This is a genomic window from Lichenicola sp. (assembly GCF_965198575.1).
In the GTDB taxonomy this organism is placed as follows: domain Bacteria; phylum Pseudomonadota; class Alphaproteobacteria; order Acetobacterales; family Acetobacteraceae; genus Lichenicola.
Window position 1 is genome coordinate 692,230 of the sequence record NZ_OZ240671.1, and the last position, 24,558, is coordinate 716,787.

Annotated in this window: 23 protein-coding genes and 1 pseudogene; 10 read left to right on the forward strand and 14 right to left on the reverse strand. The window is 70.2% G+C overall.

What is annotated here, in order from left to right:
* The first annotated feature begins 3 nt into the window (after positions 1–3).
* From ACOEQ2_RS03370 to ACOEQ2_RS03385, 4 genes are all read left to right on the forward strand, one after another.
* Positions 4–1,008, forward strand: coding sequence for an ABC transporter permease (locus ACOEQ2_RS03370; RefSeq protein ID WP_419729974.1), 1,005 nt, complete (start codon positions 4–6; stop codon positions 1,006–1,008).
* A gap of 54 nt (positions 1,009–1,062) precedes the next feature.
* Positions 1,063–2,130 (forward strand): aldo/keto reductase, encoded by a 1,068-nt coding sequence (locus ACOEQ2_RS03375; protein ID WP_419729975.1) that lies wholly within the window; start codon positions 1,063–1,065, stop codon positions 2,128–2,130.
* A 120-nt stretch (positions 2,131–2,250) separates the two neighbouring features.
* On the forward strand, positions 2,251–2,664 hold the full coding sequence (locus ACOEQ2_RS03380) for a GlcG/HbpS family heme-binding protein (RefSeq protein WP_419729976.1): 414 nt from the start codon (positions 2,251–2,253) through the stop codon (positions 2,662–2,664).
* Positions 2,665–2,757: 93 nt separating this feature from the next.
* A complete protein-coding gene (locus ACOEQ2_RS03385; protein ID WP_419729977.1) occupies positions 2,758–4,029 on the forward strand; it encodes a glycerate kinase type-2 family protein in 1,272 nt (423 codons plus the stop codon).
* A 69-nt stretch (positions 4,030–4,098) separates the two neighbouring features.
* On the opposite strand, the gene larA is transcribed toward ACOEQ2_RS03385, so the two are convergent.
* Both larA and phaR read right to left on the reverse strand, forming a co-directional pair.
* A complete protein-coding gene (gene larA, locus ACOEQ2_RS03390) occupies positions 4,099–5,394 on the reverse strand; it encodes a nickel-dependent lactate racemase (RefSeq protein WP_419729978.1) in 1,296 nt (431 codons plus the stop codon).
* A 214-nt stretch (positions 5,395–5,608) separates the two neighbouring features.
* Positions 5,609–6,247: a polyhydroxyalkanoate synthesis repressor PhaR gene (gene phaR / locus ACOEQ2_RS03395; RefSeq protein WP_419729979.1), complete on the reverse strand. Its 639-nt coding sequence runs from the start codon at positions 6,245–6,247 to the stop codon at positions 5,609–5,611.
* Positions 6,248–6,424: 177 nt separating this feature from the next.
* Between phaR and ACOEQ2_RS03400 the strand changes: the two genes are divergently transcribed.
* Entirely contained in the window at positions 6,425–7,480 is a 1,056-nt protein-coding gene (locus ACOEQ2_RS03400; protein WP_419729980.1) for an NAD(P)-dependent alcohol dehydrogenase, read from the forward strand.
* Positions 7,481–7,513: 33 nt separating this feature from the next.
* On the opposite strand, the gene ACOEQ2_RS03405 is transcribed toward ACOEQ2_RS03400, so the two are convergent.
* Both ACOEQ2_RS03405 and gloB read right to left on the reverse strand, forming a co-directional pair.
* Positions 7,514–8,113 (reverse strand): glutathione S-transferase family protein, encoded by a 600-nt coding sequence (locus ACOEQ2_RS03405; protein WP_419729981.1) that lies wholly within the window; start codon positions 8,111–8,113, stop codon positions 7,514–7,516.
* The gene (gloB, locus tag ACOEQ2_RS03410) at positions 8,110–8,889 is read right to left on the reverse strand and encodes a hydroxyacylglutathione hydrolase (protein ID WP_419729982.1); all 780 of its coding nucleotides are present in this window, start codon (positions 8,887–8,889) and stop codon (positions 8,110–8,112) included. The genes ACOEQ2_RS03405 and gloB overlap by 4 nt, the downstream gene beginning before the upstream one ends.
* On the opposite strand from gloB, the gene ACOEQ2_RS03415 reads away from it, so the two are divergent.
* Positions 8,860–9,717 carry a methyltransferase type 11 gene (locus tag ACOEQ2_RS03415; protein ID WP_419729983.1) on the forward strand — a complete coding sequence of 286 codons (858 nt, stop codon included), beginning with the start codon at positions 8,860–8,862 and terminating at the stop codon, positions 9,715–9,717. The genes gloB and ACOEQ2_RS03415 overlap by 30 nt on opposite strands.
* A 60-nt stretch (positions 9,718–9,777) precedes the next feature.
* On the opposite strand, the gene ACOEQ2_RS03420 is transcribed toward ACOEQ2_RS03415, so the two are convergent.
* Positions 9,778–10,218, reverse strand: coding sequence for a hypothetical protein (locus ACOEQ2_RS03420; protein ID WP_419729984.1), 441 nt, complete (start codon positions 10,216–10,218; stop codon positions 9,778–9,780).
* A gap of 91 nt (positions 10,219–10,309) precedes the next feature.
* Between ACOEQ2_RS03420 and ACOEQ2_RS03425 the strand changes: the two genes are divergently transcribed.
* Positions 10,310–11,002, forward strand: coding sequence for a phosphatidylserine decarboxylase (locus ACOEQ2_RS03425; protein WP_419729985.1), 693 nt, complete (start codon positions 10,310–10,312; stop codon positions 11,000–11,002).
* Between the two features lie 34 nt (positions 11,003–11,036).
* On the forward strand, positions 11,037–11,990 hold the full coding sequence (locus tag ACOEQ2_RS03430) for a CDP-alcohol phosphatidyltransferase family protein (RefSeq protein WP_419731128.1): 954 nt from the start codon (positions 11,037–11,039) through the stop codon (positions 11,988–11,990).
* Between the two features lie 127 nt (positions 11,991–12,117).
* On the opposite strand, the pseudogene ACOEQ2_RS03435 reads toward ACOEQ2_RS03430, so the two are convergent.
* The 9 genes and pseudogenes from ACOEQ2_RS03435 to ACOEQ2_RS03475 form a co-directional block, all read right to left on the reverse strand.
* Positions 12,118–12,546: pseudogene (locus ACOEQ2_RS03435) on the reverse strand (hypothetical protein); the annotation flags it as partial.
* On the reverse strand, positions 12,447–13,964 hold the full coding sequence (locus ACOEQ2_RS03440; protein ID WP_419729986.1) for a nickel-dependent hydrogenase large subunit: 1,518 nt from the start codon (positions 13,962–13,964) through the stop codon (positions 12,447–12,449). The pseudogene ACOEQ2_RS03435 and the gene ACOEQ2_RS03440, both read right to left, overlap by 100 nt.
* On the reverse strand, positions 13,961–15,361 hold the full coding sequence (locus ACOEQ2_RS03445; RefSeq protein ID WP_419729987.1) for a hypothetical protein: 1,401 nt from the start codon (positions 15,359–15,361) through the stop codon (positions 13,961–13,963). Before ACOEQ2_RS03445 ends, ACOEQ2_RS03440 begins: the two co-directional genes overlap by 4 nt.
* A complete protein-coding gene (locus ACOEQ2_RS03450; RefSeq protein ID WP_419729988.1) occupies positions 15,358–15,972 on the reverse strand; it encodes a hypothetical protein in 615 nt (204 codons plus the stop codon). The genes ACOEQ2_RS03445 and ACOEQ2_RS03450 overlap by 4 nt, the downstream gene beginning before the upstream one ends.
* Complete coding sequence (locus ACOEQ2_RS03455; protein ID WP_419729989.1) at positions 15,969–16,910, reverse strand: hypothetical protein; 942 nt, start codon at positions 16,908–16,910, stop codon at positions 15,969–15,971. The genes ACOEQ2_RS03450 and ACOEQ2_RS03455 overlap by 4 nt, the downstream gene beginning before the upstream one ends.
* Complete coding sequence (locus tag ACOEQ2_RS03460) at positions 16,907–18,835, reverse strand: hypothetical protein (RefSeq protein ID WP_419729990.1); 1,929 nt, start codon at positions 18,833–18,835, stop codon at positions 16,907–16,909. The genes ACOEQ2_RS03455 and ACOEQ2_RS03460 overlap by 4 nt, the downstream gene beginning before the upstream one ends.
* Positions 18,836–18,946: 111 nt before the next feature.
* Positions 18,947–19,810, reverse strand: coding sequence for an aldo/keto reductase (locus ACOEQ2_RS03465; RefSeq protein WP_419729991.1), 864 nt, complete (start codon positions 19,808–19,810; stop codon positions 18,947–18,949).
* Complete coding sequence (locus ACOEQ2_RS03470) at positions 19,803–20,048, reverse strand: hypothetical protein (protein ID WP_419729992.1); 246 nt, start codon at positions 20,046–20,048, stop codon at positions 19,803–19,805. Before ACOEQ2_RS03470 ends, ACOEQ2_RS03465 begins: the two co-directional genes overlap by 8 nt.
* 200 nt (positions 20,049–20,248) lie before the next feature.
* On the reverse strand, positions 20,249–20,695 hold the full coding sequence (locus tag ACOEQ2_RS03475) for a DNA polymerase III subunit chi (RefSeq protein WP_419729993.1): 447 nt from the start codon (positions 20,693–20,695) through the stop codon (positions 20,249–20,251).
* 161 nt (positions 20,696–20,856) lie between these two features.
* Here ACOEQ2_RS03475 and ACOEQ2_RS03480 point away from each other — a divergent pair, with 161 nt between their 5' ends.
* Together ACOEQ2_RS03480 and ACOEQ2_RS03485 are read left to right on the forward strand one after the other, a co-directional pair.
* On the forward strand, positions 20,857–21,225 hold the full coding sequence (locus ACOEQ2_RS03480; RefSeq protein WP_419729994.1) for a hypothetical protein: 369 nt from the start codon (positions 20,857–20,859) through the stop codon (positions 21,223–21,225).
* 289 nt (positions 21,226–21,514) lie between these two features.
* Entirely contained in the window at positions 21,515–24,544 is a 3,030-nt protein-coding gene (locus ACOEQ2_RS03485; RefSeq protein WP_419729995.1) for a diguanylate cyclase, read from the forward strand.
* Positions 24,545–24,558: the final 14 nt, after the last annotated feature.

The window sequence follows — 24,558 nt, forward strand, 5'->3', positions numbered from 1 at the left end:
GGCATGATGATGAACGAGATCAGCACGGCAACCGCCTTGGGCAAGACGGGCGCCCCCGCGAACAGCTGGAAGGCTCCGCGGATCGAAATGCTGCGGCGAGGGTTTCCGCTCATCTTCCTCGTCGTCCTGGTGGCGGTCTTCACCGCCATGTCGCCGCGCTTCCTGTCGCTCGACAATCTGTCGACCGTCCTGGAGCAGGGCACCGTTCTGCTGGTCGCGGCACTGGGCATGACGTTCATCATCATGGCCGGGTCGATCGACATCTCGGTCGGTGCGATCGTGGCCGTGTCGGCGCTCGTGGCGGCCATGACGGCAACCAAACTCGGCGTATGGGCGATCGTCCCGGCAATCGCGGTCGGCGCACTCTGCGGTTGCCTGAACGGCCTGCTGCTGTCGGTGGGCAAGGTGCCGTCCTTCATCGCGACGATGGGCACGATGGTGGTTTACCGTGGCCTGGTCCTGTACTTCACGCGCGGCGCTCCGGTATCGATCGATAACGATGGCTTCCTCGACGCCTATTCCGGCATCACCTATGGCATTCCGCATGAAGTCGTGATCGGCTTGGTGCTTGCGGCGGTGGCCTGGGCGATCATCAACTACACCGTCTTCGGTCGCGAGGTCCGGGCGATCGGCGGCGGCGAGCGTGTCTCGATCCTGACCGGCATCCCGGTCACGCGAGTGAAGATCCTGATGTACGTGCTCCTCGGAGCATTATGCGGCATGGCCGGCCTGCTGCAGGGCGCGCGCACCATGGCCGCGACGTCGCAGCTCGGTCTCGGTCTCGAACTCGACGTCATCGCGGCTGTCGTCGTCGGCGGCACGCCGTTGACCGGTGGTCTCGGCAGCATCACCAGCACCATGCTCGGCGTGCTGATCATCACGCTGCTGTCGAGCGGCATGAACATGGGCGGCGTCGATCCCTACTTTCAGAACATCATCAAGGGTATCGTTCTGGTCACTGCGGTCTTCATCACGATCGACCGCAAGAAGATCGGGATCATCAAGTAGCAGCGCTCGGCGCATCCGACCAAAGCTTCAGCGACAACGAAAGAGGTCACTACGATGGAATATCGCCAACTCGGCCGCTCCGGTCTCAAGGTTTCTGCCCTGACCCTCGGCACCATGACGTTCGGCGGCAAGGAGAGGTTCTCCTATGTCGGCAATAGCAACCAGTCCGAAGCGACGCGCATCGTCGATATCGCGCTCGATGCCGGCGTCAACATGCTCGACACCTCGGACATCTACTCGTCCGGAACCGCCGAGGAGATCGTCGGCGAGGCGATCAAGGGCAAGCGCGGACGCGTCCTGGTGGCCACCAAGGCACGGTTCCCGATGGGACCCAGCCCGAACGACGCGGGACTGTCGCGCCACTATCTGATGCGTGCCTGCGAGGCGAGCCTGAAGCGGCTCGGCGTCGATCACATCGATCTCTACCAGTGCCACGAGTGGGATGGCCTGACGCCGGTCGAGGAGACCATGGCGGCGCTGGATGCGCTCGTCACGTCGGGCAAGGTCCGCTATGTCGGCGTCTCGAACTTCACCGGCTGGCAGCTGATGAAGGCGCTGGGAGCGGCCGACCGGGCCGGCACGTCACGCTTCATCAGCCAGCAGATCCACTACACCCTCGAAGCGCGCGAAGCCGAATACGAGCTGGTTCCGATCTCGCTGGATCAGGGCCTGGGCGTCCTGGTCTGGAGCCCGCTCGCCGGCGGTCTGCTGTCAGGCCAGTACCGTCGCGGCAAGGCCACTCCGGAAGGCGGGCGCGACTTCGCAGGATGGCCGGAGCCGCCTATCCGTGACGAGACCCGGCTGTATGACATCATCGAGGTGCTGGTCGAGGTTGCCGAGGAACTCGGCGTTTCTGCCGCCGAGGTCGCCCTGGCCTGGCTGCTGCATCGCCCGGCGGTGGCGTCGGTGGTGATCGGCGCGAACAACGAGGAGCAGCTCCGGACCAATCTCAAGGCGGTCGATCTGAAGCTGACCGCAAGCGACCTGGAGCGGTTGAACGCCGTCAGCAAGCTGCCGCTGCTGTATCCATACTGGCATCAGGCCATGACCGCGAGCGACCGGCTCGGCAAGCTGGATCTTGTTCTGCTGGAGCAGTATCTGCCGAAAAAGAACGCGTTCTAGGACCGGGCCGGGGCGTCACGGATTGCCCGTGATGGTTCGCAGGCCCGACTGCTTGCGAACCATCGGACCGGGCACGATTGAACCGATGCCGACACATCATTTTCAAAGGCTCCAGTTTTCATGAAGCTCGATCGAATGGCCGCTCACCGCCTTCTGGAGGAGGCCGTTGCGCAGGTTGATGCAGTTGGGCGCCCGGCCTGCGTCGCGGTGACCGACGAGCGCGGCGCGCTGATCGCGTTCACCCGCATGGACGGGGCGCCGGTGCGCAGCGTCAAGTTGTCGGAAGCCAAGGCCTACAGCGCGGCCAGGCTCGGCGTCTCCACGACCGCCTTCCACGAGCGCCTGCTGCGTGATGGCATGCCCGCCACTTATTTTGCGGATCCGACACTGACGGGCATGCCGGGCGGCGCCGTGATTACCAGCGAGAGCGGCGCGACACTCGGCGGCATCGGCATCAGCGGCCTGGCTCCCGCCGACGACCAGCGGATCGCCGACGATGTCGCCGCCAGACACAAGGCGGGACAGGATCGGTAGGGCACACGGCGTCGCCCTCTAGCTTACAGGGCGCGGCCGATCCGGCACCGATGCCTCTCGGCAACGCCGATGGCGTGTCCATAGGGAAAGACCATGAACGAGCGCGCGCTGCTGCGGCAGATGTTCGACGCTGCCATCGAGGCGGCAGATCCGGACCACGTGATCCCGGGATACCTGCCGGCGCCGCCGCGCGGTCGGACGGTGGTGGTCGGCGCGGGCAAGGCGGCTGCCTCCATGGCGCGTGCCGTCGAAGCGCACTGGCCGGCGGACCGTCCGCTCTCGGGCCTGGTCGTCACCCGCTACGGTCATGGCGTCGGGCCATTGCCGCGTATCGAGGTGGTCGAGGCCAGCCATCCCGTGCCGGACGCCGCCGGGCAACAGGCCGCCGCCCGCATCCTGGCGCTGGTGCAGGGCCTCGGGCCGGACGACCTGGTGCTCTGCCTGATCTCCGGCGGCGGCTCGGCGCTGCTGTCGCTGCCGGGTGACGGCGTGACGCTGGCCGACAAGCAGGCGATCAACCGTGCATTGCTGCGCAGCGGCGCCGGCATCCACGACATGAACTGCGTGCGCAAGCACCTGTCGGCGATCAAGGGTGGCCGCCTCGCTGCCGCTGCCGCTCCGGCACCGATGGTGACGCTGGTGATTTCCGACGTGCCCGGCGACGATCCGTCGGTGATCGCATCCGGCCCAACGGTACCGGACGCGACCACGCTGGCCGACGCGTCCGCGGTCCTTGCGCGCTTCGGCATCGAGATCCCGGCCGCGATCCGCACGCGCCTGGCGGACCCCGCGGCGGAGACGCCGAAACCGGGTGATGCGGCTTTTCTCAACACCGTGACGCACGTGATCGCGACCCCACAGACGTCGTTGGAGGCGGCCGCTGCGGTGGCGCGCGCGGCCGGCGTCACGCCGCTGATCCTGGGTGACGCGATCGAGGGCGAGGCCGCCGACGTCGGTCGTGTCATGGCGGGGATTGCCCGGCAGGTTTCGGTGCACCACCAGCCTGCGCCGCCGCCCTGCGTGCTGATCTCGGGCGGCGAAACCACGGTCACCGTGCGCGGCCACGGTCGCGGCGGGCGGAACGTGGAGTTCCTGCTATCGACCGCCATCGAGCTCGCGGGCCGGCCGGGCGTGTTCGTGCTGGCCGGTGACACGGATGGGGTGGACGGCGCGGAAGAGGTCGCCGGCGCCATCGTCACCCCCGACACGCTCGCTCGCGCCTCGGCTCAGGGGATCAGCGCGCGCGCACGCCTTACCGACAATGACGGACACGGGTTCTTCGAAGCTCTCGGCGACCAGGTGGTCACCGGGCCGACGCTGACGAACGTCAACGATTTCCGAGCGGTCCTGATCAGACCGTCCTGACCGGTGATCCGACCCCGGCGGTGACGACAGCGCCGTTCGTCAGGCCGCCAGGACACCGCGCGCCAGGCGTCATACGGGCGCGTACACCGGGACCACATAGGGTCCTTCCGGCACGAACGCGACGTGCGGATCGCCATGGCGGGCCGCACTCGCATCGATCGCGCTGTTGATGTCGCCGGTCAGGTCGACGCCGGTGATCCGCCGCTCCTCGGTGTCGAGACCGGTGGTGTAGAGCAGGACCTGTCCCAGGCGCATCGCCTTGAGCTGCATCTCGGTCTGCCACTCATCGACGTCCGCCAGCGTCTTGGCCGTCAGGGTTGCGAGGAACCGTTCCGCGCCGATGCCGACCAGCCGGGTCTGCGCTGCCCGGAATTCGTCGGAGCCGAAGCCCTCGGAGCACTCCGACGCGATGATCAGCGTGCCGCCCGGGGCAAGGATATCGAGCGGCGTCACCATGCCCTTGACCGTCTGGTAGTAGGTCTTGTCGAGCGGATAACCGGCGGCTGACGTGACCACCGTCTTGTAGCGACGCGGCACCGGGATCCGCGTCGCGTCGCTGACGAAGGCGACCGCATTCTCGTGGCTCGCGATGATGTCGCCGAAGGTCACGTGGACTAGGTCGCGTTCCTCGTCGAGCACGGTGTTCAGCGCGTAGATCTCGCCCAGCATGCGGACGATCTCGAGCTGCTCTTCGTGCAGGGGATTGCCCACGAGGTTGCACTGCACCGCCAGCGGATCCTCCATGAAGCGGGCCGAGTGGAACGTCCGGATGGTCTCGTGGTGAGCGACGCCCGGTGCCACGACCTTGCGGCCGCCCGACCAGCCGGCCATGAAATGCGGCTCGACCAGCCCGGTGGCGATACGCAGATCCGCCTCCACGAAACGGCGGTCGATGCCGACCGGCGTGCCACGTGTTGCCGTACGCCCGAGATGGACATGGGCGGCGTCGTCGCGCGCGAAATGGTTTTCCACGCGGACCGTGTCCAGCACCCAGGGGTCGCCGACCAGCTCGGCGAGTTCCGCACCTTCGTTCGGACGGTGCAGGCCGGTCGCGACCAGCACCGTAATGCGCCCGGCCGGAATGCCGCCGGCGAGCATGGTCTCGATCATCGGACGCAGGAACAGGCGGTTCGGTACCGGCCGGGTGATGTCGCAGATCAGGATGCAGGCGCTGCTGCGACCGCGCACGAGTTCCGACAACGGCGGCGCGCCCACCGGCCGCGCGAAGGCCTCGCGAATGGCGGCGTCGTTGTCGCGCAACTTCGGCAGCGGCCGCTTGCGGATGATCGTGGGGATCAGCCCCTCGGTGAGCCGAACCGGCACATGACCGCGCCCGAAGGACAGGTCGATGGTTTCATGCAGCATGCTCGGCTCCGACTTGGTGCAGGATTGCAGCGTCCCGGACCGGCACGCGGTTGCCGCGGATCATGCCGGACCTGGTGCCCGGCATGCAGGGAGCGGCGCGTTCAAGCGCCCGCCGTTGGTCGCCGGGCGGCAGCCATCGATCGGATCGCGTTCCGACCGGCCCGCGGACGACTGCCACTCCGCCATCGCACGCGACGCTACCCGTCAAGCCAGGCTAGGTCGATGATCTTGCCTGCTGGGCCGCAAGTGCCTTGCTGAGCCGGTCGATCTCCGCCTGCAGGCGTTCGATCTCCGCGCGGTGGGCCTCGTCGGCAGAGCTGGGCGCCGGCTCGGCACTCCCGGGATCGGGCTTGTAGAACGGGTTCAACAGGGTTTTCGCGCGGTCCAGGATCGGCCGTGCCGCCGGCTCGGCTGCGGCCTGGTGCGAGGCCGCTTTCGACGCCCGCTGGGCCGGCGGCGGCACCGCAGCCACCGGCGCTGCCGGCCGGACGACGCCGCTCTGGTGCGCTGCGAACTGGTCCATCACGTGCTCGAGGAAACCCGGCACCAGGCCCTGCTTGCTGTCGCCGTAGAAGCCGATCAGCTGCCGCAGGAACAGCGTGGGCAGCATGTTGCGGCCCTTGGTCTCCTCCTCGACGATGATCTGGGTGAGCACGCTGCGGGTGATGTCGTCGCCGGTCTTGGCGTCGAACACGACGAAATCCCGGCTCCGGCGGACCATCTCCGCCAGGCTGTCGAGCGTGATGTAGATCGAGCTCTCGGTGTCATAGAGCCGGCGGTTGGCGTATTTCTTGATGACGACGGGCGCGACCGGGCGATCGGTTTCCGGCAAATGGTCCTCCATCCCGGTCATGGACATTCGACAGGTTAGCATGACCACCGGACGCCTGCGCAAATCACCGTGGATCCCGGCTGGCGACTTGCCTTGGCAAGCGTCCGTCGGCCACACATCTACCTGCCGCGTCGGCCTCACTCCTCAAGCCGGGCGTCCGGCCCGGGCGCCGCCGCCGACCACCCTCAGGAGAACTTCATGTTTGCATGCACCGGCTATGCCGCGCAGACGGCCCAGACGCCCCTCGCCCCATTCTCGTTCGAGCGCCGCGACCCGGGCCCGAACGATATCCGCATCGACATCCTGTATTGCGGCGTCTGCCACTCCGACATTCACACCGCCCGCGGCGAGTGGGGCAACAAGGACTTCCCGGTGGTGCCCGGCCACGAGATCGTCGGCCGCGTGGTCGAGGTCGGCTCCGGGGTGAGCCGGTTCAAGGCGGGCGACCTCGCCGGCGTCGGCTGCATGGTCGATAGCTGCCAGCACTGCCCGAGCTGCAAGGAAGGCCTCGAGCAGTATTGCGAGGATGGCGGCTTCACCGGCACCTACGCCTCGCCGGACAAGAAGACCCCCGGGCTGTTCACCTATGGCGGCTACTCCAAGAGCATCGTCGTCGACCAGAACTTCGTGCTGCGCGTGCCGGAGAACCTCGAGCTCGCCGCCGTGGCGCCGCTGCTCTGCGCCGGCATCACCACCTACTCGCCGCTGCGCCACTGGAAGGTCGGACCCGGCCAGAAGGTCGGCATCGTCGGTCTCGGCGGCCTGGGCCACATGGGCCTGAAGATCGCGCATGCGATGGGCGCGGAAGTCACGCTGTTCACCACCAGCCCGAACAAGGCCGAGGACGCGAAGCGGCTGGGCGCGCACCACGTCGTGATCTCCAAGGACGCCGACCAGATGGCGTCACAGGCGCGGCAGTTCGACTTCATCCTGGATTGCGTGTCGGCAAATCACGACATCAACGCCTATCTGGCGCTGCTGAAGCGTGACGGCACGCTGGTGCAGGTCGGCGCGCCGTCGGACCCGCTGGCGGTGAACGCCTTCTCGATCATCTTCCCGCGTCGCAACTTCGCGGGCTCGCTGATCGGCGGCATCCCCGAGACCCAGGAGATGCTGGACTTCTGCGCCGAGCACAACATCGTGTCCGACATCGAGGTCATCAACATCGACCAGATCAACGAGGCCTACGAGCGCGTCATTTCCAGCGACGTGAAGTACCGCTTCGTGATCGACATGGCGAGCCTCGCCGCCTGAGGCTCCGTTCTGTCCGGCTGGACCCCTGGTGGTTCAGCCGGCGTCGGGCGCGGTCGAGCTCAGGCACTCGTGCTTCGAGATCGCCGCGAACCACTCTGCCAGGCGTGGATGGCCCTCGCGCCAATTCTCGTCGGCAAAGCGAAAATCCAGATATCCCAGGGCGCAGGCGATCGAGAGCGCGCCGATCTCCACATGCAGACCCAGCTTCTCGCGCTCCAACCTGTCGAGGGTGCGGGCGATCGCCAGCCGCTGGAGCTCCGGCAGCACGCTCTGCGCGTCCAGCCCGCCGACCAGCATCAGCTGCCGGCGCAACACGGCAGCTTCCATGAGACCGTCGCCCATCGCCTCGAGGCGCAGCGACAACCAGCGCGGCGCGCCGCCCGGCGGGATAATCGGGATGACGTCGGACGTGCCGTTCAAGTACTCGCAGATCACCGCGCTGTCGAAGATCGCGAAGTTGCCATTGGTGATCAGCGTCGGGATCTTGCCGAGCGGGTTGGCGTCGGTGAGCACCGCGGGCGCATCGGCGGCCACCACCTCGACCAGCTCGATCTGCCGCTCGATCCCGAGTGCGACGGCACAGGCACGCACCTTGCGCGCGAACGGACTTGCTCGCGAGTACAGCAGCTTCATCGATACGAATCTTTCCTGGAACGTAATGCGGCAAGGGTGGAAACGTCGTCGGCGATCAGAAACGGGTTGGTGGCGCGTTCCAGTCCGAGACGAACCGGCACAGTGGGAGTTCCCGCCCGGCGCAGTCCTGTCACCTCCCGTACCCGTTCGTTCAAGGCGGCGCTGGCGTTACCGAGGGACATCGCGAACCGCGCGTTGCTCTCGGTGTATTCGTGGCCGCAGCACACCAGCGTGTCGTCCGGCAGCCGCGCCAGGCGCTGCAGGCTCGAGAACATCTCGGAGGCGGTGCCCTCCAGCAAGCGGCCGCAGCCCAGGCTGAACAGGGTGTCGGCGCAGAACAGGATCGGCGGGGAACCGCCGCTCGCGGGGAAAAAGTACGAGATGTGGCCGCGCGTGTGCCCCGGGGTGTCGATCACCTCGCCGACCCACTCGCCCAGCCTCACGTGGTCGCCCGGCGAGACCGCCAGATCGAGCGGCGGCAGACGGGCCGCATCCTGCGCGGCACCCACCATCCGGGCCCCGAAATGCCGCGCGACCTGCTCAGCGCCGGCGATGTGGTCCGAATGGTGGTGGGTCAGCAGCACGAGGTCGAGCCGGCCGCGTCCCTGCTCCAACTCCGGGCTCTCAAGCGCTGCGATTACCGCATCGGCATCGGCCGGGTCGACCACGGCCACCGCCCCGGACGCGGGATCGACCAGCCTCCAGGCATAATTGTCGGACAGGATCGGGATCGGGATCACGGTCGGATGACCGGCGAGTGGCGTGGCGGACGGCATCTGGAACTCCCGGCGATCGGCCGTGATCGCGGTTCGGCGGCTCCATGCTATATCCGCACGATGCTCGACGACGTCCAGGCCGTGGCCGACTTCTATTCGAGCCGGCGCGGCCGGGTGGCGGTCCAGCAACTGCGCCGGCACCTGCTGCGGATCTGGCCGGATCTCGCGGGGCAGGCGGTGCTCGGGATCGGCCATGCCACGCCGTTCCTCCCGCTCTGGCAGAAGCGTGCGCTGCTGTGCGTCGATGCGTCCACCGGTGGCGCCGGCAGTGCGGCCTGGCTCGCCCGGCTGGCCCTGCGTGCCCCGGCCGCAGCACCCGCTCGATGCCTGGTGCAGGACGACGCACTGCCGTTCTCCGATCTGGCGTTCGACCGTGTGCTGATGATCCACGCGCTCGAGAGCGCCACCCATGCGGGCGACATGCTGCGGGCTGCCTGGCATGCGCTGCGCAGCGACGGTCGGGTGCTGATCGTCGTGCCGAACCGCACCGGGCTGTGGGCGCATAGCGAGAGCACGCCGTTCGCCGATGGCACGCCGTATTCGACCGGCCGCATCGAGCGGCTGCTGGCGCGCTGCCTGTTCCGCGTCGAGCGCATGCAGGGTGCGCTTTATGTTCCGCCGACCGGGCTGCGTCCGGTGCTCAGGGCCGGATCGATGCTCGAGGCCGCCGGTCGCTACGTGACCCCGCGTCTCGCCGGCGTGCTGGTGGTGGAGGCGGTCAAGGATGTCTATGCCGCACTCCCCGTCGCCACGACGACGCGCCGGGTGCGGATACGCCCGGTGCTGCTGCCGGTCGGCGGGGTTCCGGCCAGCCGTAGCGGCGCTTGAGCGGGGGACCAGCCGTAGCGGCGCCTGAGCGGGGGGACCAGCCGTAGCGGCGCCTGAGAGTTAGGCCATCATTCCCATTCCCCACTCCTCCAGCAGGTCCAGGTAGGGGGCCAGCGCCAGGGTGAAGCGGGTCGCCGGGATCAGCAGCTCGCCGACATGCGCCGGCAGCGGCAGCCGCTCCTCGGCCTGCAGTTCCAGCATGTGGTCGGCGAGCAGCCGCACGGCCCAGCCTTCCGGCAGCAGGGTCCGTAGTGCTGCCGCAAGCTGGAAGGCCTCGGGCCGCCGGTCCGGTGTATTCGCGGTGCTGGGCACCCGGCCGACCCGACCGGTGATGCGGACCTCGCAATGCGACCGGCCGTCATCCAGGCGGCCATCCGGCTCGGGCGCCGTGATCGACAGCGAAATCGGTCGTCCGCGCCACTGGAACAGGAAACCGCCGACGGTTCCGGCCGCCAGCGCCACCCGACCGAGGTCGTCGACACTGAACGACCCGAACGTCATCTTATCCGCATCCGCCATCGCTGCCCGCCTTCTACACCTGTCGCCGAGGCAGCTTGACCGCATCAGGTGAACCATTCATGAACCGCGACCGATGTCATCGTTCACACATTCGTTGAAACTCGTGCTGGCGCCGCCGCATCCCGCCGGCCGGCCGTTCCTGATCGGGGCCGCGATCGTCGCCCTGGTGGCACTGGTGCTGGGCCTGGCGCTGCCGTCGGGCCTGTGCGTGGCCGTCGCCGTGCTGGCGGTCGTGTTCCTGCTGTTCAGCTTTTACTTCTTTCGCGACCCGCAGCGGGTGCCGCCGCTGCTCGCCGCCGCCGTGGTTGCGCCGGCCGACGGCAAGATCGTGTCGATCATCCAGGTGGCGCCGCCGCCGGAGCTCGGCCTCGGCATCGAGCCGCGCTGGCGGGTGGCGATCTTCCTCTCGGTGCTGGACGTGCATGTGAACCGCATGCCGGTCGCCGCCGAGGTCACCCGGATCGCCTATCACAAGGGCCAGTTCGTCAATGCCAGCCTGGACAAGGCGAGCGACAAGAACGAGCGCAACGCCCTGGCCCTGCGGCTGGCCGACGGGCGAACCATGGCGGTGGTGCAGATCGCCGGGCTGATCGCGCGCCGGATCCTGTGCAGCGCCACCGAGGGCAGCTTCTTCACCGCGGGCGAGCGCTTCGGCATCATCCGCTTCGGCAGCCGCACCGACCTCTATCTGCCGCCGGGCATCGAGCCGATCGTTCGCGTCGGCCAGACGACGATCGGCGGCGAGACCGTCATTGCCCACATCTGAGAACTCCACCGGCCCGGGCGGCCAACCTGGCAACCTGGGCGGCGAGCCGGGCAGCAAATCCGGCGGCGGCCCGCACCCCACGCGCCGGCTGCGTCGCCTGCGCCGGTTCGGCAGACGCGCCAGGCCTCGGTTTCGCGGCCAATCCTTCAACCGCCTGGTCCCCAACATCCTCACCCTGCTGGGGCTCTGCGCCGGCCTGACCGGCATGCATGCGGCCCTGGATGGCCGCTTCGCGCAGGCGGCGGCGGCCCTGGTGATCGCCGGCTTCATCGATGGGCTGGATGGCCGGATCGCCCGTCTGCTGCGCGCCACCAGCCGGTTCGGGGCGGAATTCGACAGCCTTTCCGATTTCCTGTGCTTCGGCGTCGCACCGGCGTTCATTCTCTATATCTGGGCGCTGGACGAGGCCGGACGATACGCCTTCCTGCCCTGCATCATGTACGCGGTGTGCATGGCGCTGCGGCTAGCTCGGTTCAACGCCGGCATCTCCGGACCTGAGCTGTTGCCCACCTATGCCCACAACTTCTTCACCGGGGTGCCGGCACCGGCGGGGGCGGGCGTGGCGCTGTTCCCGCTGTTCGTCGGGCTCGAGGCGCGCAAGCTCGACATGCCCCGGCTCGAGGTCCTCTCGCACGACCCGCTGCTGGTGGCGTGCCTGCTGATCGCGGTCGCGTTCCTGTCGGTCTCCACGCTGCCGCTCTGGAGCTTCAAGAACTTCAAGGTGCCGGCGCAGTTCGTGCTGCCGCTGCTGCTCGGCGTGGGCGCCTTCGCGGCGATCCTGGTGGCCGATCCGTGGGCCGCGTTCGCCGCCGCCGGGCTGATCTATGTCGGCATGATCCCGTTCAGCCTGCGGAGCTATCACCGCCTGCGAGCGGATGCCTTGGCGCTGCAGGAAGAAGTGCCCGAGGAGGCGGCAGCTCCGGGGATGACGACCGAGGAGCAGGCGGGTCCGTTACGGATGGGCCAGGAACCAGCGGTTCGGAGCTGACCGGACTGGTCGTCGCCGGCTCGGCCATGACCGGCGCGTGTCCATCCGGTGCCGCCAGCACGACGCAGAGACCGTCGAGGATGGCGTCCGGCGTCGGTGGACATCCGGGGATCGCCACCGCCACCGGATGGCGTGCGCCGAGGCCGCCGGGGACGGCATAGCTGTCGCGGAACGGGCCGCCATCGATGGCACAGTCGCCCACCGCCACCAGCTGCTTCGGCCCGGGCATCGCCGCCCAGGCCGCATCGATCGCCTGGCCGAGATTGCGGGTCGGGCAGCCGCTCACCAGCAAGACGTCGGCGTGGCGTGGCGTCTCGACCGTGACGAAGCCGGCATCCAGCAGCGCCCGGCCGGCGCCACGCAGTGCCGCGACCTCAAGCGCGCAGCCGCCGCAACCGCCAGCCTGGAGATGCAGCACCGACAGCAGCGGCCGGCCTGGGTCATCGGCAGGGGCGCTCATCGGTCGGCGCCGGCGATCGACAGCCCGATCGAGGCGCAGAGCAGCCGAAACTCGTCCAGCTCGAGCCCGACCGCCGCCTGCTCGAGCGCCTGCCATCCCGGCAGCCCGGGATCGTGCCAGTGCAGTGCCGAGAGCCGGCCGGCCTCGATCCGCAGCCAGTGCCAGACGGGACCATGCACCGACATCGCCATCCCCGCCCCCTCCACTGCCGGCTCGAACAGGTCGCGCGCCGGCGGCGGATCGCCACGCACCGGACCGGCGGGATCGACCAGCAGCAGACGCCGCACCACCGCGGCACTCCTGGCCACCTCGTCCAGCCTGGTCCGGCAACGCGCCGCCGCATCGCCTGTGGGGCCCCCGAACACGCAGCGCGACGCCAGCGCCGGGTCCAGCATCGCCTGCCCGGACAGGCGCCGGGCGGCAGTCGCGTCGCCCGGTCGCGTGCCCATGCTCACGCCGAGGCTGCGCCGGAGCTCCGGCAGCGACGCCTCCAGCCGGTCCAGCACCTCCGGCAGCGCCACCAGCCCCGCCTCGGAAGGCGTCGCGGCGAGGCCACCGGGAACCACCGCATCCATCATCATCCGGTGCCCGAAAGCGGCGGCGCAACCCCGCAGCACGGCCTCGCGCAGCCAGGCGGCGAGCTGGCCGGCATGGTCGAGCCTGGCCTGCCGTGCGGTCGCCTCGAGATGATGCAGATGCAGCGCGGTCCGCTCCAGCTCCAGCATCATCGCGCGCAGGCCCTCCGCACGCGCGGTGATCCGCCAGCCCAGCGCCGCCTCGACGGCACGGGCGAAGGCGCACCCATGCGCAACGGTGGCCTGCGCATCGATCCGCGACACCAGCATGGCGGCCTCCAGGGGCGTGCGCCCGAGGATCAGCCGGACCACTCCGCGATGCCCGTAGCCGAGCCGGACCTCGAGCCGGGCGATGCGCTCGCCGTCCAGCGACAGCCGCAGATGCGCCGCGCCGGTGGTGAAGGACTGCACCGGACCGAGCCCGAGCTGGAACAGGCCGGCGGCTTCGTCATCGGCGCCGCCCGGGAACTCGGGCGGCTCGGGCGGCCAGACACCCGGCCCCGGGCGGGGCGAGAGCGGCGCGGTCAGGCCCCAATGGCCATGATCGAGCCAGGGGCGCAGGTCGAGGGCGCGGATCGCCTCGATGCCCCACATGTCACGGATCATCCGCTCGCAGGGCGAGATCCCCGGCCGTGACGTCGACAGGGCAAGGTAACGGCGCGCCTCGACCGGCACCGAGGCGATCAGCGGCCGCCCCCATCCCTGCGCGTCTCCCGCCTCCGGGTCCGGCGCCTCCGGGTCCGGTGCCTCCAGGAACAGGGCGTGCACCGCACCCTCCTCGGCCCAGAGCGTCGCCAGCGGCAGCGGGTCGGCCAGCAGCCGCTCGCCGAGATCGGCCCAGGCCTCTGGCGCCAGCATGAATCGCGGAACGGTCGAGGCCGGAACCACGGTGCCGGCGCGGATCAGCATCGCCGCCGGCAGCAAGGCGAGCGCCGTCATGGCGTGGCTCCCGGGTGCGGCGAAGGGAGTGCGGGCCAGGTCGCACCGGCGAGCGACTCGCCGATCCCGAGCAGCCAGTCGGACGCAGGCGCCGGCATGGCGATGCCGCAGGTGGCGAGCAGCAGCAGCACGATCGCGGCCGGAAGCAGGCTGGCCGGCCGCGCGGGCAGCCCGGTCACCGGCGTCCACGGCGTCGACAGCAGCGCCAGGGCACCGGCGCAGAACACGGCAAGGACCAGAACGGCCACCAGCGGCAGGTCGGCGGAAAGCCGCAACAGCAGCATGAACAGGGCGGCAAACGGCCCGAATGGCGGCAACCCGGCCAGGGCGAGGATCGCCACGCGCCGGATCCAGCCGGCAGGACCTGGCGCTGCCGGCAGCCAGGCCAGCGGCAGGCCGAGGCAGAGGAACGACAGGATCAGCAGACCCGCCGCGACGCCCATCGTGCCGCCGACCCCGAAGCCGATCGTCGCCGCACCGAGATGCAGCATGCTCACGCCGGCGAGGCGATCGGCCAGGGTGCGGCAGGCCGGCAGCAGGGCCACGCCGAGCAGCATGATCAACAGGCCGGCGCCGGACAGCACCAGTATGTCCAGCCGAAGCAGCGTGGGATCGGGCTCGGGCAGCGCGCGCAGGCGCAGTGTCACGATCAGCGCCGGCAATCCCGGCAGCAGCGGCAGCAAAGCGCGCGAGGCGGCGGTGGCGGGATGGGTGCCGGATTCATCGGACGCGGGCTGCATCAGGCTGATCGGACCGAGCCCCGCCGCCAGCAGCATCGGCAGCATCAGCAGCAGCTGACCGAACAGGCGCAAGGCGGCAGGGATTGCCGTCCCACCCCCGGCCAGCGCGGTCCAGCTGGCGGGCTGGCCGAGACCTACGGACAGCATGGCGATCCCGAGCCACGCGGTGAGCAGCAGCCCCCCCAGGATCGCGACCCGACCCAGGACCTGCCGCGCCGGCGCCAGCATCGCCAGGGCCGCTGCGGCCAGGGCAAGGCCCGTCAGCATGAGGAACAGCGGGTCGGCGCGGACCGCAACCACGGCGCCGGCGGTCAGCAGCTGCAGTGCCACGAGCGGATGACGCCAGCCTGGTCCGTCGGGAGCCTGGCCCGAGGCCGCCTGGCTGGACAGCCAGACGCTGGCCACCACCCCGGGCATCGCCAGCAGCACCGGAAGTGCCGTCGCCAACCGGTCACCCAGCCAGGCGCCGTCGGTGGCCCGACCCGGTACCGGCAAGGTCTCGGCGACGGCCAGCGCCAGCGTGACCAGCGACGCAACGACCGCGATGCGCACGAGTGTCCGGACCGCCATGCGGTCGGCGAGCAGCATGAGCAGGATGCCGGCGAGCAGCGGCCAGACGATGGCGCCGGGGGGCGCTCCGGACAGTGCGGCAGTCATGGCGACGCTGTCCGCGGGGTATCGGCCGGGACCACCCACGTGCGCAGCAGGCAGCGCAACAGGCCGGCCTGGAGCAGCAGAAGGCAGCCGAGCGACGACACCGCCATCCCCGGAAGCTGGCAGGCCACGAGCAGCATCCCGTCGCCGGCGAGGAGCAGCGAGGCCAGGGCGGCGGTGGTGCCGCCTGAGGTCCCGCGGCCTGAGGTTCGGGCGCTCGCCGCAGCACCCAGCAGCCCGGTCAGCAGGATCGCCAACGCCGCGGAGAGCAGCCCGGCGGGTCCTGGCGGCAGGGTGCCGTCCGGCAGCAGCCGCAGCGACAGCCCAACCACGACCAGCCCGGCGAGCAGCCACACGACGACCGGCGGCCCTACCGGCAAGGCCTGGGCGGGAGCGGCCGGTCGGAACTGCCAGGCGAGCCCCGCCTGGAGCAGTGCGGCGGCCAGGCCGAGCAGCGGCAGCAGGCGATGCGGCCCGGCCAACGCCGCGACCAGCAGGCTCGCCGACAGCAGCAGCGCGTGCGCCACCAGACGCAGCCGCCATGCGTGGTCCGGCGCCGGACGCACGAACAGCAGCGACAACACCAGCAGCGCGTCGGCGAGCAGCAGGCTCATTCGGCAGTACGCCCGACCAGCAGCAGCAGCGGTGCCAGCAGCCCGAGCAGCGCGGCAATTCCCGCCAGGCTGCGACGCTGCGCGTTCCGGGTGCTGACGAACCGCTTCAGTTGGGTGAGGGCGACGCAGCCGGCGGCGATCCGCAGGCACCAGCAGACCAGCCCGAGCAGCCAGAAGAGCGGGTTCGACTGCGCCACGACGAGCGAGCGCGGCAGCAACAGCGCCGTCACCAGGTCGAGCCAGACCAGACGCTGCAACGCGGACTGGAAGCGGAACGTCGCCAGGTCGCTGCCCGACAGCTGCTCGGCGAGGCCGCGTTCGTCGACAGCGGCGGCGACCCCGGCCAGCCCGAGACTTACCGCAGCCAACAACACCGGAGCCGACAATCCGGGGGCCCCGGCGCCGGCTGCGAGATCTCCCAGTGCCAGGTCGAGATTGCTGCTCCCGCAGGCTAGCACGAGCGTGAACACGGCCAGCGCGCAGGCCGGCACCGCGAGCAGCGTGCGTACCGCAAGCGATACCGAGGCCAGCCCTGGCCCGGCAATCCCGGCATCGAACCCGGCCAGCAGCATCGCGACGCGTGCCAGCCCGAGCAGGCCCAGGATCGTCGGCAGGTCGGCCAGCGGGGCGGTCAGCAGGCCGGTGCAGAAGGACGGCACCAGCGCGGCTGCCGCAAGCGTCGCGGCCAGTCCGACGACCGGGGCGAAAGCCGATAGCGGCGCGCTGCCGGTGGCGCGGATCGACGACGTGCGGGTCAGTGTCAGCAGGGCCCGTGCCGGCGCCAGCAGCAACCCCGCCACGCCGGCTGCATCGCGTGGCCGCGGCCGGCGCATCGCGAGCATCCACGCCGGGCCGGTGAGTAGCGTCGCCACCGCCAGCCCGAGAGCCAGATGCAGCAGCAGCGCCGCCGTCGCGAGGATCAGGCCGGGCAGCGTCACCAGAACCGCCAACCGCCGCACGCCGCCAGCACAAGGACAAGCAGCACCAACGCAGCAAGCGGCCCCTGATCCTGCATCCAGGCCTGCAGCAACAGGCTGGTGCGCCGGATCCAGCGGACGGCGCCATTCAGCTGCCGGCCGGAGCGGAGCGGGTGCCAGCCGGACGGCATCCGGGTGGTCCCCATCACCGCGCCGTGCAGCGCGCGTTGCAGCGCGGCCGGGCTGATCTGGGCCAGCGGATCGCCGAACGGCAGCCAGGGCGGCGGTGGTGCGAAGCCGCCCTCCCAGGCCGGCTCGACGCGTGCGGCCGCCGGCGACAGACGCCGGCGCGCCCACAGGCTGACCAGCAGCGCCAACACCAGCAGAAGTGCCAGCGGCAGCGTGAACAGGCTCGACCCGCTGCCCGCCAGGGTCAGGCGGAAGAGCGGCGGCAGGTCGGCGTCGGCCGCGGACGCAAGCAACCTGCCCGCCGGGGACAGCAGCCGCAGCCATAGTCCGGGAAACAGACCGATCAGCAACGCCAGCGCCAGCAGCGCCACCAGCGCCCGGCCGAGGCGTGCCGGAATATCCTGGGCAGCTGCGCCGCGCGGGGTGCGAGGCCGCCCGAGACACACCACGGACGCCAGCCGCAGCCAGGCAGCCGCGGATAGCGCCACCGACAGCACGATGCCGATCAGCGCCAGCCCGCCCGACACCGACAGCACGATCTCGCCCAGCCGGCACATGCCGGACGCTGCCTGCAACAGCAGCCACACGCCGCCGAAGCCTCCCGCCGGCGGCACGAAGGCCAGCACCGCGACCCCGGCCAGGGCGATCGTCGCGGCATGCGGCATCGACGTCGCCAGGCCGCCGAGCCGGGCCAGCAGATCGCCGCCGGCCTCGTCCTCGACGCTCCGGGCCAGGCGCAACAGCACCAGGGCCGCCAGCAGCTGCACCGGCACGAGCAGCAGCACCGCATCGAGCGCCGCACCCGCCAGCACCGGCAGGTCGGCCGACCGGGCGAGCAGGCATAAGCCGATGGCGCTGACGATGAGGCCGTTCTGTGTCGCCAGCAGGCCGCCCGTGGCACCCCGCAGCCGAACCGCCACCAGCGCCCCATGGGCAGCCCCCGCGGAGGACCCGACCCCGAGCAGCACCAGTGCCACGCCCCACCAGGGCGGTGGTGCCTCACCCGCCAGGTCGAGCAGCAGCCGCATCAGCAGGAACAGGCCGAGCAGCGACGCCAGGACCGGCACGCCCGCCGGGGTCGTCATGCAGAGCCGCCGATGCCAGCGACCCCATGGCGCGAGTCCGAGCAGCGGTCCGGCGGCGATGATCGCCAGCACCGGCAGCAGCAACGATCCGGAGCCGCCGCCGAGACTGCCCGCTTCCCCCCGCAGCAGCGAGAAGCCGGCATCGGGCAGCAATGCGCCCGTCGGGATCGCGGCACCTGCCAGCAGCGCGCAGGCACCGCCGAGGCAACCGGCCGCACCGATCCGCGGGCGCCGCCACCCTGGAACGGTCTTGCCGCTTCCGAGCAGCAGGATCGCGGCCATTCCGCCGATGGTGAGCAGCAGCACGTCGCCGGCCAGCATCGTCAGCACCGTGGCGGCGAGAAGCAGAGGATGGAAGCCGGGCGCGATTTCGGGCGATGGCCGTTCCAGGTCGCCCGACCATGCGGAGAACGCCGCCGTCAGGAACGCCAGCAGCGTGAACAGGCAGGAGAGCGCGTCGAGCTCAAGCCCACCGCTGCTGCCGGTGAACCCGACAGGCAGCGGCAGGCCGGAGAAGTCGCTGCCGCCCAGCAACGCCGGCACCGTCAGCACGGCACCCAATGTCGGCAGCAACACCGGTGGCAGCGCTGACCTCGATGCCGGCCGGACCAGCGCCATGATGCCGGAAGCGGTGAGTGCCAGCAGCACGAATGCCAGGCCGAAGAGGATCAACAGGCTCAGGATCACCTCGTCCGGAGGGCACGCCTGCAGCGCCCGTTCCAGGTGATGTTACGCGACCGATGCGGCGCAGGACCAGCCTCGGCCGCCCGAGTCGCGGCGTGGTCAGAGCATTGCCAGCCGGATCTTTTTCTTCGGTGGCGGGAACGACCGGTCGAGCTCGGCCAGGTCCTGTGCGGTCAGCACCAGCGACGCGGCGGCGGCATTCTCCCGCACGTGCGCCACGGTCGCGGCCTTGGGGATGCTGATGACGTTGGGAGCGCGCAAGGTCCAGGCGATCGCCACCTGCGCGGGACTGGCGCCGTGCCGGTCGGCCACCGCACGCAGTGCCGGCGACTGCAGCAGGTCGCCGCCCTGCCCAACCGGGGAATACGCCATCAGCGGCACGCCATGGGTGACGGAGTATTCCATCAGGTCATGCTCGATGCCGCGATATTCGAGGTTGTACAGCACCTGGTTGACGGCGCACGAGCCGGGCCGGGCAAGTCCCACGAACTCGCACATGTCGTCGACGTCGAAGTTCGACACGCCCCAATTCCGCACCAGCCCCTCGGTGCGGAGTGCCTCCAATGCGGCAATGGTTTCCGCAAGCGGGGTGCCGCCGCGCCAGTGCAGGAGATAGAGGTCGAGCCGGTCGACGCCGAGCCGCTCCAGGCTGCGCTTGCAGGCGGCCGGGACGCCGGTTCGCGTGGCGTTGGACGGCAGCACCTTGCTCACCAGGAACACCTGGTCGCGCACGTCGGCGATCGCCTCGCCGACCAGCCGCTCGGAGGCGCCGTCGCCATACATCTCGGCGGTGTCGATCAGTCCAAGACCTAGTTCGATGCCCAACCGCAGCGCGTCGATCTCCTGCGTCCGCCTGGCCGGCGCGTCACCCATGTTCCAGGTGCCCTGCCCGAGGGCTGCAACCGAGGACCCATCCGGCAACCGGACGTGGCGCCGGCCGGTGCGCTGATCCGTGTCAGTCATCCTGGTTCGCCGCTCCGTCCGGCTGTGCTCCAGCGGCTCCGCCCAGGGTCTCGGTCTGCTGGCGGTCCGAATTCGGCGCCCCGGTCGCGTCCTCCTCGGTGGCGCCGTCGGGAACGCCGTTGGTCATCCCCGGACCGTTCATGTGCTCGTGCCCCTTGGGCGGCGGTCCGCCAGGTGCATCCGTGGTTGTCGGTTCGGCGTCGGTGCCGGGCCGTTTATCCTGATCCGTGCCGGTCATCGGTCCACTCCGCCCTGTCGAGACACCTGAACCTTTCGACCGGCCGCAGGTTGCGCAGGCACCGCGGCAAGGGCCACGCGCCGTTCGAGTTCAAACGGGTCAGGCGGCGGGCACCCGGTGTCGTCGTCGGTATGGCCGTTGCATTGCCCCTGCGGACCGGAATTTGACCCGGCACCCCGGCGGGGGTCGACCAGAAGACGCTAGCCGGCGCGGGTCCAGCCCTTCGGCTCCTGGCGCCAGTATGCAAGCCCGTGCCCGGCAGCCTTCGCCTCCGTCCAGCGCACCCGCGCCGCCGCCACCGAGGCCGCGTCGTTGCCGTCGAACAGGTCGAAGACGCGCTCGAAACGAACGGCATCCGTGGCCTGCATCCCGTCCGTCAGGAACAGGTAGGTGGCCTCGTTCGGGACATCCTCCGACACGGTGATCCAGACCGGCTGCAGCGACGCGTGGCCGCTCCGGGTGGTGCCGTGCGGCAGCCAGATCGGCTCCGGCGCCTGCCACAACGCGGTGTCGAGTTGGTCGACGCGGGCTTCATCCCGGCAACGCACCACCGCGCGCCGCCCCGCCGCGAGGGTCCGGCCGAGCAGCAGCGGCAGGCTGTCTTCCAGCGACGAGCGGGTCAGATGATAGAAACCGATTTCGGTCATGGCCGTTCCTGCCCCACCGCGGGGCCCGGCTGATCGAGTTGATCGCCTCGCCAGGCCGCCGCCACCGATCTGGCGCAATCGCGCCGGATTTCCAACACCTGCACTGCGTGAAACAATCGAATCCGGGTCGTCCCGCCCCGGCCCAAGGAGTCATACAGGCCATGCTTACCAAGTTCCGGCCTACCAAGTTCGGCATCCGGGCCGCCACCACGGCGTTCCTGATCACGGCGCTGTCGTCATCGGTGGTCGCCGTTCCGGCGTTCGCCGATCCGGCCAGTCCCGATTCGGCGCCGGCTTCCGAGGTCACCAGCGGCCAGCGGGTCACCGGCCACACCCGGACGCACAAGGCGCACTCGGCGAAGACGAGCCCGGAGCAGCCGGCCCCGGCGACAGCACAGAAAGTGCCGCCGTCGGCACGGCTCCCCGACGAGCCGAACCAGGTCAAGGAGCAGGTAGCTCCGGTGCCCGACGCCCCGGTCAAGCCCGGCACTCGTCCGGCTCCGGGGACTGATACGCCAAAAAGCGACTGAAGATCGCACGGCGAGACTTGGTCGGGCGAGTTCCTCAACTATCGTGTTACTGTCGGTCGTTGTTATTTCGTATCGGTGGTTCTTATCGTAGTCTTGAATTCAGACGACACGGACCCGATTGCCGATGCTGCTCGCGCCGCCTCCCTGCACCGCTGGCCCACTCGGCTGCCCAAAGCGGCACAAGACGCGGCACATGACGAGGCACACGGCGGGGCGCACGACCAAGCGCGCGAGCTGGTGCGGCCGGGGCGCGGACTGCGGCAGAGAGGCGTGGCCTGCCGGGTGCTGCATGAAGCCGGTTCCTTGCCCGATCGGTTTCATGCATCTGGCAACGGTGTGGGCGCTGGTGCTGGCGAGCTGGATGCTGGTACTGCGCCCGGTGCCTGCCGCGGCGCAGCGCCTGACCTTCCGGCAATACGCCCAGGATCAGGGCCTGGCCAATCTCGGCGTGCTGTGCATGAACCAGAACGCCTCCGGCTTCGTCCTGGTCTGCACCGAGAACGGCGCCGAGCGCTATGACGGGCGGCGCTTCGAGCTGTTCGGGCATGAGCAGGGCCTGCCCAACCAGGGCATCGTCTATGACATCGAGGTGGCGCCGAACGGACGCCTGTTCGTGGTGTTCAGCAACGCCGTTTACGTGTCCGGCACCGACGACCACGGCGACCTGTTCGAGCGCGGCCACTACACCGCGTTGCACAGCCGCGAGGGCCCGATCGAGGTCGACGCCGCCCACTCCACCGCGATGCTCGGCAACGACCTTCTGCTGATCGAGCACGGCCAGCTCCGGGTCGCCCGCATGATCCGGCAGACGCGGGCCGTCGCAGGCGAGCATGCACGTCCGGCGCCGAGCGGAGCGGCCCCTTTCGAGCCGACACTGGAGCCGTATTTCAGTGATGCGGCGCTGGCGGCACAACCCGCGCTGAAGCGGATCGTCTCGATCTCGGTGACCGCCGACGGCATCTGGCTCGGCTGCGGCGACGGCCAGGTCTGCCACGTGGCGCACCCCGGGGAGCGGTCGACGGAGACGGTGGAGATCGCCGGCCAGGCGGAGGGCCTGCCGGAACGGGGCTGGACCGCGTTCCTGCGCGACCGCCAAGGCACGCTTTGGGCGCGGTCGATGGACCTGATCGCGCACCGTGACGCAGGGCGGGGCCGGTTCATCCTGGATCCGGTTCCGGGCGGCCCGGGTCGCTATGCCGGCCACCTCGACCGCCTGGTGCTGGCCGAGGACCCTGCCGGCAACATCCTGACCGAGGGGCGCACCGGCCTGCTGATCCATTCCGGCGGCGTCTGGCGGCCGCTGAACATGGCCCAGGGCGTGCCGGTCGGGCAGATCGTGGCGATCATGTTCGACCGCGACGGGTCGCTCTGGCTCGGGGTGCGCGCGCAGGGCGCGTTCCGCGGCGTCGGCGTCGGGCTCTGGGAGAACTGGACCCGGGCGGACGGGCTCTCCGACGACGTGGTCTGGCAGATGGCGCGCACCGGAGCCGGGCCGCTCTGGGTGGCGACGGAAGGCGGCGTCGACGCGGTGGTGCGGGGCGCGCCGCCCTCGACGCCGCCGTTGCATCTGCCCGGACCGGGATTCGCGCTGGCCACCACATCCACCGGCCGGGTCTGGCACGCGACGATGGCGGGCGTGATCACCCGCTACGATCCGGCGACCGGCAGCAGCACGGTGGTGGCGACGCTGTCCCCGGTCTCCCAGATGCTGCTCGAGCCGGCCACCGGGACCCGGCCGGACCGCCTCTGGATCGGAACCCAGCACGGGCTCTACTTCGAGGACGATGCCGACGCGGCGGATCCCGGGCCGCCGGTGCGTGTCGTCGACGTCGCTGGCCGCCTGCATGATTTCTTCAGCACCGCGGATGGCGGCCTGTGGCTGCTCACCCAGCACCAGCTGCTGCACCGCGATGCCGACGGTGCCGTCCGGACGGTGATGACCACCGAGACCGGCCTGGTGCAGAACCCGCGCGAGATGGCCTTCGCGCCGAACGGCACGCTCTGGATCGGCAGCGGCACGGCCGGGATCCAGCGCCTGCATCTCGACCATGACCGTGTGGTGTCGAGCGACCGGATCGAGATGCCGGTGATCGCCTCCAACAACGTGCTGCTGCTGCGGCGCGGCCGGCGCGGCTGGATCTGGACCGGCGGTGATCGCGGCCTCGACGTCTGGACCGGCGAGGGTTGGCACCATCTGGACGAGGAGGACGGGCTGCTCTCCAACGACGTCGACGAGGGCTCGATGTTCGAGGATCCCGACGGCTCGCTCTGGTTCGGCACCGGGCATGGCGTGTCGCACCTGCTCGATCCGCACCCGCTGCTGCGCGCGGCGACCCTGCATCCGGTGATCACGTCGGTGCTGCTCGGCGGCCACAGCCTGCCGCCGGGAGTGATCGCCTGGTCGCACAAGCCGCTGCTGGTGACCTTCAGCGCGCTCGATTACCGCGACGAGAGCTCGGTCCGGTTCCGCTACCGGCTGCTCGGCGTCGATAGCGACTGGGTCGAGACCGAGGAGCGCGAGGTTCATTACCCGCAGCTGCCGCCGGGCCGGCTCGAGTTCCAGGTGATGGCCTCCGACCCGCTGAAGCGCCTCACCTCCTCACCGGTCGGCTTCACCATCGTCGTGCGGGCGCCGTGGTGGCGGACCTGGCCGTTCATGGTTGCCTGCGGGCTCGTGCTTGCCGGGCTGGGCTGGTCGTTCTGGCGGCTCAGGATCCGCCTCCTGCTCGCCCGCCAGCGCCAGCTCGAGGAGCTGGTGGTGGTCCGCACCCGCGAGATCGAGCGGGCCCGCGCCAGCCTGTTCGAGCAGGCGACCTACGACAGCCTCACCGGCCTGCTCAACCGGCCGGCCAGCATGCAGGCCTTCGACCAGGCGATCGAGAGGTCGCGGCACACCGCCCGGGCACTGGCGATCGCGCTGATCGATCTCGACCACTTCAAGTCGATCAACGACCGCTTCGGCCATCTCGGCGGGGATTCGGTGCTGCGGGAGATGACGCGGCGGCTGCGCGAGGCGCTGCTGCCGGACGAGAATGCAGGTCGCTATGGCGGCGAGGAGCTGGTGCTGATCCTGCCGAACGACGCTGCCTCGGGGCGCCGGCGGGTGCTCACGCTGCAGCAGACGATGGTCGGGCCGGCATTCGAGATCGACGGCAGCAGCGTAACCGTCACCTGCAGCATCGGCGTCGCCTGGCACCGCCCGGGAGACACCGCGGAGACCCTGCTCCGACGTGCCGACCGCTGTCTCTACATCGCCAAGAACAACGGTCGCGACCGCATCGCCGTCGAGCAGGAGCTGGACGACTCGCCGCCCGCCTGAGCGGATGGCGGCGC